The 16056-nt window shown below is 61.5% G+C and carries 15 protein-coding genes and 1 tRNA gene; 8 read left to right on the top strand and 8 right to left on the bottom strand.

Annotated features, from left to right (window positions below; all coding sequences use genetic code 11):
- The first annotated feature begins 142 nt into the window (after window positions 1-142).
- The 3 genes from TERRO_RS19215 to TERRO_RS19225 all read left to right on the top strand — a co-directional run bounded on the left by TERRO_RS19215 (window position 143) and on the right by TERRO_RS19225 (window position 3786).
- The gene (locus TERRO_RS19215; RefSeq protein ID WP_014787375.1) at window positions 143-1045 is read left to right on the top strand and encodes a sugar phosphate isomerase/epimerase family protein; all 903 of its coding nucleotides are present in this window, start codon (window positions 143-145) and stop codon (window positions 1043-1045) included.
- Window positions 1046-1120: 75 nt separating this feature from the next.
- Window positions 1121-2197 (top strand): c-type cytochrome, encoded by a 1077-nt coding sequence (locus tag TERRO_RS19220; protein ID WP_157178450.1) that lies wholly within the window; start codon window positions 1121-1123, stop codon window positions 2195-2197.
- On the top strand, window positions 2194-3786 hold the full coding sequence (locus TERRO_RS19225) for an acido-empty-quinoprotein group A (RefSeq protein WP_014787377.1): 1593 nt from the start codon (window positions 2194-2196) through the stop codon (window positions 3784-3786). The genes TERRO_RS19220 and TERRO_RS19225 overlap by 4 nt, the downstream gene beginning before the upstream one ends.
- 138 nt (window positions 3787-3924) lie before the next feature.
- On the opposite strand, the gene TERRO_RS19230 is transcribed toward TERRO_RS19225, so the two are convergent.
- Window positions 3925-3999, bottom strand: a tRNA-Phe gene (locus TERRO_RS19230).
- Between the two features lie 272 nt (window positions 4000-4271).
- On the opposite strand from TERRO_RS19230, the gene TERRO_RS19235 reads away from it, so the two are divergent.
- Together TERRO_RS19235 and TERRO_RS19240 are read left to right on the top strand one after the other, a co-directional pair.
- Window positions 4272-5846 (top strand): adenosine deaminase family protein, encoded by a 1575-nt coding sequence (locus tag TERRO_RS19235; RefSeq protein ID WP_014787378.1) that lies wholly within the window; start codon window positions 4272-4274, stop codon window positions 5844-5846.
- The gene (locus TERRO_RS19240; RefSeq protein ID WP_014787379.1) at window positions 5843-6160 is read left to right on the top strand and encodes a hypothetical protein; all 318 of its coding nucleotides are present in this window, start codon (window positions 5843-5845) and stop codon (window positions 6158-6160) included. Before TERRO_RS19235 ends, TERRO_RS19240 begins: the two co-directional genes overlap by 4 nt.
- Window positions 6161-6386: 226 nt before the next feature.
- Here TERRO_RS19240 and TERRO_RS19245 read toward each other — a convergent pair whose 3' ends face one another.
- Complete coding sequence (locus TERRO_RS19245) at window positions 6387-7142, bottom strand: polysaccharide deacetylase family protein (protein ID WP_014787380.1); 756 nt, start codon at window positions 7140-7142, stop codon at window positions 6387-6389.
- Window positions 7143-7146: 4 nt separating this feature from the next.
- A complete protein-coding gene (locus TERRO_RS19250) occupies window positions 7147-8538 on the bottom strand; it encodes an APC family permease (RefSeq protein WP_041592732.1) in 1392 nt (463 codons plus the stop codon).
- Window positions 8539-8646: 108 nt separating this feature from the next.
- On the opposite strand from TERRO_RS19250, the gene TERRO_RS19255 reads away from it, so the two are divergent.
- Window positions 8647-9921, top strand: a complete 1275-nt coding sequence (locus TERRO_RS19255) for a VWA domain-containing protein (RefSeq protein WP_014787382.1) — start codon at window positions 8647-8649, stop codon at window positions 9919-9921.
- Between the two features lie 66 nt (window positions 9922-9987).
- On the opposite strand, the gene TERRO_RS19260 is transcribed toward TERRO_RS19255, so the two are convergent.
- From TERRO_RS19260 to TERRO_RS19270, 3 genes are read right to left on the bottom strand one after another with little or no spacing between them, the layout of a single operon-like run.
- Window positions 9988-10317: an EthD family reductase gene (locus TERRO_RS19260; protein ID WP_014787383.1), complete on the bottom strand. Its 330-nt coding sequence runs from the start codon at window positions 10315-10317 to the stop codon at window positions 9988-9990.
- Between the two features lie 40 nt (window positions 10318-10357).
- Complete coding sequence (locus TERRO_RS19265; protein ID WP_157178451.1) at window positions 10358-12061, bottom strand: LTA synthase family protein; 1704 nt, start codon at window positions 12059-12061, stop codon at window positions 10358-10360.
- Window positions 12048-12821, bottom strand: coding sequence for an ABC transporter ATP-binding protein (locus TERRO_RS19270; protein ID WP_014787385.1), 774 nt, complete (start codon window positions 12819-12821; stop codon window positions 12048-12050). The genes TERRO_RS19265 and TERRO_RS19270 overlap by 14 nt, the downstream gene beginning before the upstream one ends.
- Before the next feature lie 90 nt (window positions 12822-12911).
- Here TERRO_RS19270 and TERRO_RS19275 point away from each other — a divergent pair, with 90 nt between their 5' ends.
- Window positions 12912-13226 carry a PadR family transcriptional regulator gene (locus TERRO_RS19275; protein ID WP_014787386.1) on the top strand — a complete coding sequence of 105 codons (315 nt, stop codon included), beginning with the start codon at window positions 12912-12914 and terminating at the stop codon, window positions 13224-13226.
- Window positions 13223-14068 (top strand): hypothetical protein, encoded by an 846-nt coding sequence (locus TERRO_RS22425; protein ID WP_014787387.1) that lies wholly within the window; start codon window positions 13223-13225, stop codon window positions 14066-14068. The genes TERRO_RS19275 and TERRO_RS22425 overlap by 4 nt, the downstream gene beginning before the upstream one ends.
- 204 nt (window positions 14069-14272) lie before the next feature.
- On the opposite strand, the gene TERRO_RS19285 is transcribed toward TERRO_RS22425, so the two are convergent.
- Both TERRO_RS19285 and TERRO_RS19290 read right to left on the bottom strand, forming a co-directional pair.
- Window positions 14273-14707, bottom strand: coding sequence for a pyridoxamine 5'-phosphate oxidase family protein (locus TERRO_RS19285; RefSeq protein WP_014787388.1), 435 nt, complete (start codon window positions 14705-14707; stop codon window positions 14273-14275).
- A gap of 292 nt (window positions 14708-14999) precedes the next feature.
- Window positions 15000-16004, bottom strand: a complete 1005-nt coding sequence (locus tag TERRO_RS19290) for a transglutaminase family protein (protein ID WP_014787389.1) — start codon at window positions 16002-16004, stop codon at window positions 15000-15002.
- Window positions 16005-16056 lie beyond the last annotated feature (52 nt).

Consider the following 16056-nt stretch of genomic DNA (forward strand, 5'->3'; position numbering starts at 1 on the left):
TGCGCAGCGATGCTACTACTTTGCAACTACGGAAAAGAAGCAGCACGACTTGCTACGCGCGCTCACCATTCAGACTTCAGCCGTTTTCGTCCGTGATACCTGTTGTCTCCGCGATCAATGAAATGCGATCATCGGAGCCACCATGTTGAACCGTCGAAGCTTTCTGCAGAATGCCGCCGCACTCACCGTGTTGTCTTCCCTACCCGCGCGAGCTGGCACACGACTGCCGATCCGTATGGCTGTTGAGTACAACATGCTGCCCGAAAAGCTGTCGATTCTGGACCGCTTTCAACTCGCTAAAGATTGCGGCTACCAGCAGATCGAGTGTCCGACGACACCAAACCCGGCCGACGCGCAGACGATGAAGTCTGCTTCCGAGAAGGTCGGTCTGCCAATCCATTCCGTGATGAATATGGATCACTGGAAGTACCCATTCACCTCCGCTGATCCGGCAGTGGTAGAGCGAAGCCTCGAGGGAGCCCGCACATCCATCCACAACGCACACCTGTGGGGTGCGTCCACCGTTCTACTGGTTCCGGGCGTCGTAAACGCAGGCACGCCCTACCAGGACGCATACGTTCGCTCACAGGTGGCGATTCGCAAACTCATTCCTCTTGCTGAAGAGTTGAATGTGACGCTCGCGCTTGAGGAAGTATGGAACAAGTTTCTCCTCAGTCCACTGGAGTTCGCTCGCTACATCGACGAGTACAACTCGCCGCGGGTACGTGCCTACTTCGACGTCGGGAACGTCGTTCTCTACGGCTATCCGCAGGACTGGATTCGCACGTTAGGTAAGCGCATCGTCAAACTGCACATTAAGGACTTCAAATTCATCCGCGGTAAGGACGGAGCAGACTCCGTGGCCCGCTGGGTCTCGCCCGGCGACGGCGATATCGATTGGATGTCCATTCACGCGGCACTCGGTGAGATTGGCTATCAGGGCACGGCAACTCTCGAACTCGATCCAGGCGACACGGATTACCTCAAAGATATGCGCCGCCGGTTCGACCTCATCCTTTCTGGCGAGATGCATCCCAGGGCGTAACCGGCGGTCCGGCACCCATGGAAAAGTACGGATGGCACGTGCCTGTAATATCCCTTCGGAAGTATCATTCACCACATGCAATGGCCTCGTCTTTGTCTCCTGCTCATGGCTGGCATCGCTCCTCTGACTGCACACGGGCAAACACCCGGTGCACTGCCGGATGGTCAGCACCGCGACACGGTGCAGCGCGCCTGCTCCGCCTGTCATACCGTGCAGATGTTTGCCGGACGCAGGATGAGCCGGCAACAGTGGGGCGCGACTGTCTCCAACATGATCGGTCGTGGCGCAAAGATCAGCGACGACGAGTTCGACCAGATCGTCGGGTATCTTGCAACGACTTTTCCGGTCGATGGCAAACCGGGCGCCACAACGGCGCAGACCAAAACTCCGCGCAAGCCCAGCTTGATCGATCAGGCTGGCTCTGACGACAAACAGGTTGTGGATGAAGATGCCGCCGCGCGTGGCAAGACGGTCTACATCGCAGGATGTATCACCTGCCATGGCACGCGGGCACGCGGTGGCGCACGCGGTGCCGATCTGTTGCGGTCTGTGCTTGTTCTGCACGACCGCTACGGAAGCACGCTTGGACCCTATCTCGCGCAGGGACACCCAAAGGCCAGGCCGGTCAGCCTGAGCAAGGAAGAACTGGTCGACCTCTCGCACTTCCTGCATCAGCAGATTGGTGACACGCTGCGCACCGGCCCGAATAATAGCCCTCTGAATATCCTGGTGGGCGACGCCCGGGCTGGCAAAGTCTATTTTGAAACCACGGGCGGCTGCACGCAGTGCCATTCAGTTACGGGCGACCTACAACACATCGCCAGCAAGTACGATCCACCCGCACTACAGCAGAAGATCGTCTTCCCCGATAACCGCGCCATCACAAAGCAGGGAACAGCATCGCGTCAGCACAGCGCCGTGACAGTCACCGTCACAACGCCCTCAGGGACGACGGTAACTGGCGAGCCGACCGATATCGACGACTTCCATGTTTCACTGCGCAATGCCGAAGGACGTTACTTCACCTTTACCCGCAGTGCCGATCTCAAGGTAGAGAAGCATGATCCGCTGGCCGGCCATCATGCTCTGCTCGACACCTACACCGACAAAGATATTCACGACGTGGTGTCGTACCTGGAGACCCTGCAATGAAGGTTCTTTCCGCGCTCTTCCTTGCTCTGTTCGCCCTCGCCACGGTGCCTACCGCGAGCCCTCAAATCGGTGGCGGGCTTGATCCGGCGGCGCTAGTGCATCCGACATCGGATTCGTGGCCGACTTACAACGGTGACTACTCTGGGCGGCGGTTTAGTGCACTCACCCAAATCAACGACAAGAATGTGAAGTCGCTCAGCCTGGCGTGGCTCTACCAGTTACCCAATCTCGGCGACGGCCTGGTGCGACGCCTTGCCGGTACGCCAGTCGTCGTAAACGGCGTCATCTACATCACCGTGCCTGACCATGTTTGGGCGATCGACGCACGCACCAGCAAGCCCTTGTGGCATTACGCGTGGACATCAAAGGGCGGTATCCATCTTGGCAATCGCGGCGTCGGCATCTCCGGAGATTCGGTGTACTTCGAGACGCCGGACTGCAACCTGGTCGCGCTGAACATCGCGGATGGTAAGAAGCTGTGGAGCCAGTCCATCTGCGATCTGGACCAGATGTACTACGCATCGGTCGCGCCCCTGGTCGTAAAGGACCATGTCATCACCGGCGTCAGCGGCGACGATCTGGACCGCCCCGGATATCTCGAGGCGCATGATCCCAGGACGGGCGCGCTACAGTGGCGCTGGTCGGTTGTCCCGAAGCCGGGTGAGCCGGGCTCCGAGACTTGGCCCAATGCCGACGCGATGGCACACGGCGGCGGCATGACCTGGATCTCGCCCACCTACGACCCTGCATTGAACCTCGTCTATATCGGCACCGGAAATCCGCAGCCAGTCATCGCCGCCAGCGGACGCAACGGCGCGAATCTCTACACAGAGTCCATCGTCGCGCTCCACGCCGATACCGGCAAGATGGCCTGGTACTTTCAGCCGTCACCGCATGACACCCATGACTGGGACGCAGTGCAGACGCCCATCCTCTTCGACGGCGTGATCGAAGGTAAGCCCCAGAAACTCCTCGCACAGGCAAGCCGCAATGGCTGGTTCTTCGTTCTGGATCGCGAGACCGGCAAGAACTACGTCAGTTCCGAGTTTGTAAAGACGAACTGGACGAGGGGCATTGATGCCAAGGGTCAACCCATTGCCAATCCCGCCAAGGAACCACAGATCGCCGGCGTGCTCGTCGCGCCGGACGCATCCGGCGGCGTGAACTGGGCGCCTTCCACCTTCAGCCCGGCGACCGGACTCTTCTACATCAACGCGACCCATTCGTATTCCATGTTCTACATCTTCGACGACAGCGATAAGCCAGAAGGCTGGGGCGGCCACGAGATGGGACACTACACCCAGGCCATGCTGCAAGCCGTGGACTACCGCACCGGCAAAATCGCGTGGAGTCACAAGTGGGAGACACCGGGCGGCGAAAGCGGCCTGCTCAGCACGGCCGGAAACCTCGTCTTCGCCGGCGACTCAAACAACAATCTCATAGCGCTGGACGCGAAGAACGGTACGCCGCTCTGGCACACCAACCTGAGCACCGGCATGTCCAACGGACCCATCACCTACGAACTGGACGGCCACCAGTATCTTCTGGTGGGTGCCGGCGACAAGCTCTTTGCCTTCATCATGAACTAGGTACCCACAGACGCAACGCGGCTAACTGGTGGCCAAAGACGGGATCGAACCCGACGCGAAGGCCTTTCCAGGCCCGCGGGCATACCACAAAGCTACGCTCGAAGAGCGCGGCTTGAAGAGTTTTGGATGTAGGAAGAGTGGTGGCCAGAGACGGGATCGAACCGCCGACGCCGGCCTTTTCAGGGCCGCGCTCTACCACTGAGCTATCTGGCCGTGGGTTGTGCCACTTCTGCTTTGGGGGCTGAAGCCCGGGGTCCCTTGGTGCCGCCGGTGATTCCAAATCCTCTACATACTGCTGCGGCTGGAACGACTTCCTGAGTATACCAACGGAGTCGCAGAGCGCCAAATCGGCCAGTGCGATTCGCTGAAAGGCCCGCCATTTTCACCGGACCGCGAGGCTCTGTCAGCTATGCTTAGGCATCGTTCCCAAACTGCGCAAAGTGCCGCTATCTGCGGCCCGCATGCGCCTTGCGAGGTCACTACTGATGCTTTTCTGGAAGAGTGTGTTCTGCGGTGCGCTGCTGGGTGCGGCCATCGCAGGCAGTGCAGGCGCATCGGCTCAGACGGCGGCCGGCAGCAACGAAGCGCGTACCGCCGCACGTGTGGAAGCACTGCGAAACAACCCCGCCGCACTGCGCGCCCTGCTGGTCTCCATGCCCAAGGGCGGCGACCTGCATATGCACCTCTCCGGCGCCGTCTATGCCGAAACCTTCCTGCAGAACGCCGCCGCCGACAATCTCTGCGTTGACCCGGTCAAGGGCGTCCTGCTGCCGAACCAGGGCCTGACAAAAAGCCTGCCGCCAAAGCCTGTCTGCGTTGAAGGCTCGCAACCCGCCGCCTCCGCCTTCACCAACCAGACGCTCTATGACCACTTGGTCGACAGCTTCAGCATGCGTGCCTTTGTACCCAGCGCCGGCGTTAGCGGACACGACCAGTTCTTCGCCACCTTCCCGCGCTTTGGCGGCATCGCGAAGTCCCACCAGGGGGAATGGGTGGATGAGGTCGCGACACGCGCAGCCGCACAGAACGAACAATATCTTGAACTGATGACGTCGCCCGACTTCAACGGTGCGATTCGTCTCGCCATACAACAGCACTGGGACGGTAACCCTGCGAAGATGCGCGAGGCCCTGCTCGCCGGCGGCCTCCGCGACAACATCGCGGTCGATCGCGCAGAGCTGGACGCCATGGACGCAACGCGCAACGCACGCGAGCACTGCGGCACGCCCGAAGCAAAGCCCGCATGCAAGGTGCAGGTGCGCTACCTCTACCAGATCCTCCGGTCTGGGCCTCCGGAGCGTGTCTTCGCGCAGACCCTGCTTGGCTACGAGGTCGCCAGCGTGGATCCCCGCGTCGTCGGTATCAACTTCGTACAGCCCGAAGACACCTACCTGTCGATGTCGCAGTACGACAACCACATGATCATGCTGCAGTACCTGCACACCATCTACCCGAAGGTGCACCTCTCGCTGCACGCGGGTGAGCTTGGCCCGGGCATGGTGCCGCCGGAGGGGCTACGCTTCCACATCCATGACGCAGTCGAGAAGGCCGGCGCGGAGCGCATCGGCCACGGCGTCGACATCATGTACGAAGATGGTGCCGACGCGCTCCTGAAAGACATGGCAGCGAAACACGTGATGGTCGAGATCAACCTGACATCCAACGACGTCATCCTCGGCGTCACCGGCACACGCCACCCGTTGCACAGCTACCTCGCAGCAGGTGTTCCCTTCGCACTCTCAACCGACGATGAGGGCGTCTCACGCATCGATCTGACCAACGAGTATGTGCGAGCAGTCGTCGACCAGGGCCTGACCTACGCACAGTTAAAAAGCTCCGCACGAGCCTCGCTGGAACACGCCTTCCTTGCAGGCAACAGCCTGTGGCAGGCACCAGATAAGTTCACCACCATGCGACGCGAATGCAGCACCAGCAAGGGCAACGCACCCGCTGGCGCATGCGAGGATTTCCTGAAGACAAGCGATAAGGCCCGGCAGCAGTGGGAACTCGAAAAACGCTTCCGCGACTTTGAAGCTGGCACCAAGAAGGAGACACGATGAGAACGGCACTTGCAGTTCTGGGCCAGACGCTACTGATGTTTGTGGCAGCGCTCGGCGGATTCATGGTGGGCGCGGCAGTACCGGCACTCCGCATCTCGCGCGTGACGGCGCATACAGACCTCTACACACGCACTTATGACTTTGACTGGCTGATTGCGGTACTGCTCGTCTACGCAGCGCTGATCGCCTATGGCATCATGCGCAAGCGCACTAAAACCTGCGCTATCTCCGCCACCATCGCGCTCGTCATCACCGTCGCCATCGTCGTCTTCTTCACCCAGATCGGCGTGAAGGAAGTCTACGCAATGGCCTAAGCGCGAATCGATTGCCGTACTCATGGCATGTTGACGTGCTGCGTCATCTCGCAGGGCTTCAAAGATCTTGGGGTGGCAGGGCCTCGGCCCTGCCTTTTTCAACCTCTCGAGGGCAGGGCCCCGGCCCAGTCTTTCAATCGTTCGGAGGGGCAGGGCTTTAGCCCTGCCTTTTTGCCGTTAATGAGACGGGGCTTCAGCCCCTGAGGGAAAGGCTCAGGCGAACCACCTATAGCGCCCTGTTCGACTGCTCAAGCCACGCCAACGGCGTAACAAACCGAAGTCCATCCCGCTCCAGCAGCGTACGCGTCACGATAAGCGTGTCCGCACGCGATGCAGGCTCCGCACCATCCAGATGCGACGCATCGTGCAGCAGAACGTTCGACGCAACGCACCGCTTCGCATTCGCATGCAGACCCTTATCCACGCGCGCCTGAATCGCCGTCGCGCCGATCGTTCCCCAGTCATGCGCCGTCACATTCCACATCACGGGCGTCAACCCCAACGATCGTGCGATACGCAATACGCCGGGCCGCCGCGCGCCATAAGGCGGACGAAAGAGCACCGGCGAAACGCCAAGCGTGTCCTCGATCGTCTTCTGACACGCCGTCAACTCTTCCCGCACACGCGCATCGCTCTTCTTCCGCAGATTGGGATGCATCGTCGTGTGATTGCCAATGGCATGGCCACCCGCAACCACGCGGCGAGCCAGCTCCGGATGCTTCCGCACATGCTCGCCAATCAGGAAGAACGTCGCGTGCGCGCGGTGCTCCGCCAGCAGGTCAAGCAGCGCAGACGTATTGCGCGGGCTAGGTCCGTCATCGTAGGTCAGCGCAACCGTATGGGTCCCGTCCGTGCTGTCAGGCCCCGCGATCAACGTCCTGCCGAAGATCTGTGACGTGGGCCAGTTCGCCGCATAAGCGTAACCACCCGCCAGCAGTCCCACCGCAGCCGCGCCCACACCGACATCGAACAACGCATTCATCGGCCTAGTGTACCGACTGCCGCCGGCGGGTCAGGACTTCTCGCACACCGTAGACGGCTAGTCCGCTCACCAGCACAAACGCCACGGGCCGCAATTCAACCAGCAGACGCGGCCGCGACAGCAGGATGTAGACAAAGCCACACATGGCCAGCAACGTCGGCAACGGATACAGCGGCATGCGGAAGCGGCCTTGCTGCCGGCGCTCGGCACGGTGCTTCGGCATCATCACCGCCACGCCCTGCAGCAGGAACTGGAAGACGATACGCACAACCACCAGCGACGCGATCACCTCCTGCAAACGGAAGAGGCAGCACACCATAGTCACGCCGCTCAGCGTCAGCAACGCCACCGTCGGCACGCGATGCTTCGGATGCAGCCGCGCAAAGACCGCGGGAAAGTTACCATCCTCGGCCGCCGCATACGGGATGCGCGAGTAGCCAAGTAACAACGCAAACACGGAAGCCAGCGACGCCACCGCAATCAGCACGACGGCAAAGCTTGCCGCCGTATGCGACCAGGCATGCGACGCAAACGCAGTCTGCGTAAAGATGGCGATGGTGTACTGCCGCGCGCCCGCATCCTCATGGATCAGCGACTGCCACGGCAGCACACCCAGCACCGCCGTATTCATCAGCAGGTACAGCGTTCCTACAATCGCAATGGATCCAAGCACCGCGCGAGGAATCGTCCGCGCGGGATCGCGCACCTCTGCACCCAGGAAGCAGACGTTGTAGTAACCCCAGTAGTCGTACGCTGAGATCAGCAGACCGCCGCCCAACCCCAGGAAAAATGCATGTCCCAGGTGAAACGCTCCCGGCGGAAACGACAGCGCCATGGTCGAGGAGAAGTGCGTGAAGCCGATGACGATCACCGCAACCAGCGTCAGCAACACCACGATGCCCAGCGCCTTCGTCGCCTCGCTCACCTTGCGCACCGGCTGAAACAGCAGTGCGGTGCAGGCTATGCAGGCCGAGATCGCGATTACCGTCTGCACGGTGTGCGATGCGCCCGGCAGAAACCAACTGACATACTGCGCGAAGCCAATGCAGCCAGAAGCGATTGACAGCGGCGCGGAGAACAGCAGTTGCCACGCATACAGGAACGAGAATGCACGTCCCCATCGCGGTGAAAAGCTGTGTTTCAGATACGCATACGATCCACCGGCCTCAGGGTGAGCTGTTCCCAGCTCGCTCCACGTGCAGCCATCTGCCATGGACAGCAGCGCACCCAGCAGCCAGCCAAGCATCGCCTGCGGCCCACCCATGACGCCCACGATAAGAGGCAGGGTAATGAACGGCCCGACACCGACCATGTCGATCACATTGGCGCCCAGTGCGCCGGCGGTGCCCATACCGCGCTGCAGACCAGCGTGATGAGGCTTGGGTTGTGGGATCATTCGGCGATGGTATCGCGTCCACGCACCGCGCGGCTGCCTCAACTGGTCGTAGCGGGCGATTTCCGGCTGCATCGTAGCCTACCTACTGCTGCGACCGTCCAATCAGGCATGCGATTCTGCAGCCCTGTCTCCGCGTTGAGTTTGCTTCTGTGTGCCTCTGCTGCGAACACACCCCACGCACTCGCCCAATCGGCAACACAGGCCGACGCCGTCTCACAATCCACAACACTCAAGGTCGATGCCCGTCTGGTCGTCGTGCCCGTCACTGTCCGTGACAGCAAGGACCACTTCATCCGGACGCTCACCAAGGAAGACTTCACGCTGACCGCAGACGGCAAGCCGGAGGCGATCCGCTACTTCGACCGTGAAGACGATCTGCCTCTGACCGTAGGCCTGCTCGTCGACGTCAGCGGCAGCCAGCGCACCGTTCTGGACGCGGAACGCACCGCCTCGTCCGCCTTCCTCGACGGCATGCTGACGCCCGGCCGCGACCGCGCCTTCGTCGTCCAGTTCGGCAAGTCGGCTGACCTGCTGGCGGACGTGACACCCTCCCTGCCAAAACTGCAGGCAGGCCTGCAAAAGATCGAGGCTGACTCCGACAACCGACCCAGCTTCCGCAACGGCGATCCAAACGAAAACAGCAACGACCCCAGTGACAACAGCAACGGCGGCCGGGACAACGGAGGCTACGGCGGTGGCCGTCACGGCGGTCGAGGCGGCCCGGGCGGCGGCCCCGGTCGCGGCGGTGGCACCGTCTTGTACGACGCCGTCTACCTCTCCTCGAACGAGGTGCTAAAGAAGGCGCCCACATCCACTCCCGCGAACAACGCAATGACAACCGACGAAGCTCCGGCTAAGACGCCAGCTATCAACGGCCCAACGCGCAAGGCGATCATCCTGCTAACCGACGGCGACGATCGCGGCAGCAAGGAATCCATGACCGACGCCATCGAAGCAGCCCAGCGCACAGACGCCACAATCTACGCCATCTACTACAAGGGCGAAGAGGACCGCGGCGGCGGCGGAGGCGGCTTCCCCGGCCGCATCCCCGGCATGGGCGGTGGTGGACGTGGCGGCGGCGGCTTCCCCGGCGGTGGCGGACGCAGCGGCGGTGGCGGCAACCGCGAACGCATCGACGGCAGGAAGATCCTCGAGCGCATGGCCGACGAAACCGGCGGCCGCGTCTTCGAAGTCACCAAAAAGATGACTCTGACCGAGATCTACCGCGAGATCGCCGAAGAACTCCGCAGCCAGTACCGCCTGGGCTTCTCACCCGCCAACAACGACGCCGGGTACCACAAGCTCATCGTCGACGTCCCCAAACAGAAAAAACTTATCCTGCAGGCGCGCGACGGCTACTACACCGGCAACGAATCCAAGTAGCCGGAAAAAAGCGGATATCCCCACGTCTCGCGTCTGAGACGTGGGATCAAGGTCCAGCTCCGATCCTTACAGATCCAGCGAGTTCCCCTGCGGCTCAACCACTTCACTGATCTGCAACACGGGCTGGATGTCCGTCGCATTCGCCACATCGCCCGTCACCTCGGCACCATGCGCCGCCATATCCGCCGCCAACGCCTCTGCCGACGGGAACTCAAGCAGCGTAATCACCTCATACGCAGCCGCGCTGCCATCCGGCGCAGACACACCACGCATTACCGTCGACTTCGTCATGCTGCTGAAGCGAGCCGCGGCCAGCGGCATGTGCTTGGTCAGGTAGTACTCATAGTCAAAACGCGAGCCGGCAGACTTCGGGTACAGAACAGAGAGAACGATCATGCGGAGAGTATAGGTCGCGCCACCTCCCTCCGTCCTGCCGCTAGGCACTCAGCCCCAGCGTCTGTATCTCCTCCGTAAACTCATCCAGAAACACATCGGCAGAAGCCGGGTGCGAAGGCAGCCCCCGCAACCAGTGCATCAACCCATGAACGGCCACCGCAGCTCCCACGGCCTCTGCCACCCGCCACACATGCGTGCCCGCCCAGTGCTCCAGCGTAATCATCAGCAGGATCAGCACCGGCACGCCGAAGATGTAAGTCGCCAGCGTCATCGGCAGACTGCTGCGCCCCGGCAACGGCGGACGCGTAAACGGCACATGCGCCTCCAGGTAGAAGAAGACATCGATCAGCAACACCGCGCAGATCACCCCATAGACACCCTGCAGCCAAAGCTCCACACCACGCCATCCACACGCCGCAAGCGCCAGCAGCAACATCACAATCAACGCGCAGCACCCACCAAAGACAAACAGCTTCGCGGTCGAGATCACACGCTGCGTCTGCAGACCCGCCAGCCGAAAGACCCACCGAGCCCCCAGGTCCGCCGGCAGCGAAAACGCCGTCTTCAAACCCGCGACCATCCAGAACAGCAGCAACGGCAGCACCACCTGGGCACCCGTCTGGATAAGACTTACACGCAGGCTATCTCCCAGCACCTCAACCCGAAACGCAGCCGTCAGACTCAGCGCAACACCCGCGCCCGCATACGCCGCCAACCCCACGTGATAGCGGCTCAGTCGAGCCAGCGACTGCCGCATAAAGTGAAACACCGCACGACCATCTGTCGTACGCAATACCGTCCCATGCACCAGCCCCGCCCACACACGGCCGTCGCGCAACTCCGCACTCCGCGTGCCCTCCAGAGCCATGCGCTGACGCCGCGCCCACGCCGCCGGATACAGCGACACCGCACACACCAACAGCACTGGCAGACAAAGCCACGCCTCCCGCGCCAGCATATACGCATACGGCGTCGCAGCAGGCCCGCCAAGGCACACCTCATACACCGCCAGAAACCACAGCGGCGGAAACCAGCGGCCAACATCGCTCTGCCCTGACAGCAGCACAGGCAAACTCTCCGTCACAATCCCCATCCTCAGAAACAGCACCAAAAACGCCGACACCAGCACGGCCTGCACAACGGGAGCCACATAGCGAAACAGCCGCTCCGGCACCATCGCAACCACAAGCGACTCCAATGCCAGCACCCCCAGCGCCGAAGCCGCTCCCGCCGCAAACACCGCCACCGCATGCGCGAACATGGCAACCGGCAGCCTACGGCCTGCAAGCACCGGCAGCAGCAGCGTCCCAAAGACGTTCGCAGCAAACAGAAACAGCAGCAGCAACACCGCAACCGCCCGCAGCTTCGCCGCAAAGATCGTCCAGCCACGCAGCGGCATCGGCAGCAACACAAGAAAGTCCATGCGTTCCGGAAACAGCCGCTCCCACTGCAGCGTCGTCACACATCCCATAGCGCAAAAGGCATACAGCACAAACAGGTAATGGACGCCCGCAGCACCCCATCCCCGCAGCGCACCCGCCAGCGTCACAATCCAGAACGCTGTAATCAGCATCGGCGCAGCCACACCCGCCAGCGCGCGCACCATCGACGTCTCCGCCGCAGCCGCATCGCCGCCCTGAAAGAACTGCCGCAGAAAATGCCCCATCAACGCCCGCTGCGGTGTCACCCGTTCCGGCCGCAACAGCCCGCGCACAACCGCCCGCACCCGGCTAAACAAGCGCACCCCGCATCACGCTCACCAAGTCCTCCGCAACGCCCGCCGTATCGCGCTGCTGCACCATCTGCGCAAAGACCCGCTCCAGCGTCGGCTGCGACGTCATGCGCGTCAGTTCACCCGGCGACGCATCGGCCACCACCTTCCCCGCCGCCAGAATGATCACGCGATCGCACACCTGCTCCACCACCTCCAGCACATGCGAGATGTACAGCACCGCCTTCCCCTCCCGACGCAGCACCACCAGCAGATCCTTGAACAGCCGCGCCGTCACCGCATCCAGGCCACTCAACGGCTCGTCAAAGATGATCAGCTCCGGGTCATGCAGCAGCGCCGCACTCAACAACACACGCTGCTTCATCCCCTTGCTGTAGTCGCTGATCGGCGCCTCCACCGCGGCCTTCAACCCGAACAGTTCCAGCAACGCACGCGCCTTTCGCTCGATCGCCTCCTCGGGCATCGCACGCAACCGCCCAGCAAGCTGCAGATACTCCAGCCCGCTCAGATGCGTGTACACCTGCGCCTCCTCCGGCACATAACCCAGCCGCGCCCGGTACGCCGGCAGATCCTCGTAGATGCTCTGCCCACGGAACGAAATCGTCCCATGCGTCGGCTCCACCATGCCCGTGATCATCTTCACCGTGGTCGACTTGCCCGCGCCGTTCGGCCCCAGGTAGCCCAGCACCACACCCGCCTCCAGGCAGAAGCTGACATCCTCAACTGCGGGAATCCCCCGATACCGTTTCGTCACCTGTCGCAGCTCCAGCAAGCAGCACCCCCTATGTAGCATTCTTCATACACTTGACGAACCGGCATGGTCAAGTAGCAAACTACATAGGTCAGATCGGAGGACTTCGACGTGTCCGAAACCGTTCGCCTCTCGCACTCCGCCGCGCTCATGCTCAAAACCCTCAAAGAGGGCCATGGCTACGGCTTCGACATCATGAACATCACCGGCCTGCCCAGCGGCACCGTCTATCCAGCACTCCGCCGCATGGAAAACGACGGCCTCATCGACGGCACCTGGGAGAGCGAGCAGAAGGCCCAGAAAGAAGACCGGCCCGCCCGCCGCTACTACAAGGTCACCGCCGCAGGAAAACTCGCACTCGTCGAGGCCGAAAAGAAGTACCCGCTGATCGCGCAGTTCGCGCGGCCAAAGGCTGTGAAGGCATGAGTCCGCACCAGCAACTGCGCAGCCTGCATCGCCAACTTGGCCGCGCAGCGAAGGTTGTCCCACGCATCAAGCGCGAGACATGGCAGGCAGAGTGGGTCGCGGAGCTGAGTCATGCCTACGCGCAAGATCCGGCAGCGGCAGCCGAACTCGCGCAGGGGCTCGTGCCGGATGCCATCATGATGCGGCGCATCCATCTCCAGCACCGCGTGGAAGCCATCGACTGGCGAAGCCCGGAATTTTGCCTGCGCATCCTGCTTGGTGCCTTTGCTGCACTCGCCGCCGGCGGACTCGTGCAGCCGCACTTCCGGAATGCAGTGTTCTCAAGCTGGGGTCTGATCACCTTCGCATGGTTCTTCACGCTCGCAATCCTCACCGTACCGTCGACAGTAGTAGTCTCGCGATTCAGTGCGCACGATGCATACGAAGGTGAAGCGGCATCCATGCGTCAACGCGCGGGCCGATGGTACTTCCTTGGTGCCAAGCTTCTCTTGCTGGTCATGAGCGTTTACCTGCTGGCAGTACACCTGACCTTGCCGCTCGTCCATCTCATCGGAAGAAGCGCGAATGGCCTGCTCATTCCCTGCGGCCTGGTCTTCAACGTGATTGTGATTGGATGGGCCTTCAACGATCAGCGGGAGCGTTGCCCCACCTGCATGCGCCTTCTACGCAGCCCCGCACGCATGGGACCGCCTTCGTGGAGCCTGCTTGATTCCAACGCTACTGAAGAGATGTGCGATCGCGGCCACGGCCTGCTGCATCAGCCGGAGTGGCAGACGAGCTGGTGCCAGAATGCACGATGGCTGCAACTGGATGGCACATGGCGAGAGCTGTTCCGGCCCTAGCGGATCGGTGATAGGGCACGGGGCGTACCGCAGTACGAGGCCTCGCTGAACTGCGGCTTACCGCCGAGATAGCCGCCGCGCAGACCGGCATCAATGCCGGACTTAAGTTTCAGCGGATAGTGCCGATAACCCGTTGGCTCCTATCTCGGCGGCTGATGCCGCTGATCCCCAAAGGTCAAATCAATGCAACAGACTCAGACTTCGCTAAATCTTGACCGTACCCTCGTCTTCCCCATCCCAGTAGGTGATGCGGTCCGCATGGGCCTTAATGAGAACCATGCCGGGAGTATCGATGCCCTGCTTGAACCACCGCTCGAGTTCGGGCTTCCAGTGCTTCTCGAACACGGTTTTGTCGCGAATCAACTCTGCCGTCGCTTCCATGGCAATGAAGAGGGGCGGCTTGCCCAGCAGGTGTCCCTTGCCCTGCAGCGACAGGCCCACCTTCGGGTCAACCTTGATCTCCTGGACCATGCGTGACTCCTCAAAGGTGAAGAACCACGAGTCGCCATCAAACTCCACATCACCGTTGTTACTCATGGGACGAGCAGCAATCGCGCCGCCCTCCGTCTTGGTCGACAACATGGTGAAGTCAATGTCGCCAATCTTCTCTGCAATGTCCTTCATGCTCAGTTCGTTCATGCCCAATCACCTCAACGCTGAAGTGAGATGCACGTTGAAGGTGTGCGCACACACGTCATTTCATCGCAACAAACAGGACACCATCGAATGAAGTAACACCAACGGAGAACCACCACCATCAATAGAGCGGGTGCCCCACATCTCGCTGTTGAGATGTGGGATGGAATCTCGGAAGAAGTTCGCGGAGGGTACAGACGCAAGCAAGCCCGGCGCGAGGCCGGGCTTGTCCACGCGAAGCGTCGAGAACAGCACGAAGTGCTCACGCGAAGCGTCGAGAACGGCACGAAGTGCCCTACTGCTGCTGTTGCGCCTGCTGCATCTGCTGCATGCGCTTGATGCTGTCGGCAACAGGCTGCGGCGGTGGCGGCACCTGCTGCGCCTTCTCCACCAGCATCGACCAATCCTCAGGAACCGGCAGCTCCTGGTCCGGCAGCGGTGTGCCCTCACTGGGCGAGACGCGCACCGCAACCGTCAGGTCTGTATTCGCCGATCCGCGGAAGATACCGTGCGTCGGCGGTACGTCGCTGTAGTCGCGGCCGATGGCCGTCCGGATGTGTCGATCGCTCGCAATCAGCCAGTTCGTCGGATCAAGCCCCACCCATCCAAACTGCGGCAGATATGCCTCGACCCAGGCATGGGTGGCACTCGTCGCACTGCGATCCTTGTCGCCCTGCCCGTGGTACAGATAGCCGCTGACATACCGGCAAGGAATGCGCAGCCGCGACCGCACCAGAGCAATCATGATGTGCGAGAAATCCTGGCACACGCCGCTCTTCTGCTCCAGCGCCTTGTCGATCGGCGAGTCCGCCTCGGTCGACTTCGGCACGTAATCGAAGTAGTGAAACAGCTTCTCATTCAGGTCGTGCAACACCATCAAGGGATCGTCGCGACGGCGCACATCCAGCTTGTCGCCAAGCTGTTCCAGCAGCGGCGTTGGCATCGTGAACTCACTCGGAAACAGAAACTCCCAGAAGTCGCCATCCTGCACATCCGCATCCAACGCCGCCCACGCGTCGGGCGACAGGAACGATGGCACCATCGGCGCGGGCTCCATCTCCACCAGGCTCTCTGCCACAATCACCAGTTGCTCATGGGCACCCGGAATGTCGAAGTGGTGCACATGATTCGCCAGGTGATCGCGATAGCTGAACACACGGCAACGCGGGCTGACCGAAAGCTGAAAATTCAGGCAACGCTGCACAGCATCCGACCGCGGGTGCATGCGTGTCTCCATGATGCTTTCGCTCACCGCATTCGAGTAGACGAACTTCGTAAGATGCCGGACCGTGTAGTACATGGGGACTCCGTGTTTCTTCCTAGTGATCCTAGTGCCCGGGAAACCTATTAAT

This window comes from Terriglobus roseus DSM 18391 (assembly GCF_000265425.1).
GTDB lineage: Bacteria > Acidobacteriota > Terriglobia > Terriglobales > Acidobacteriaceae > Terriglobus > Terriglobus roseus.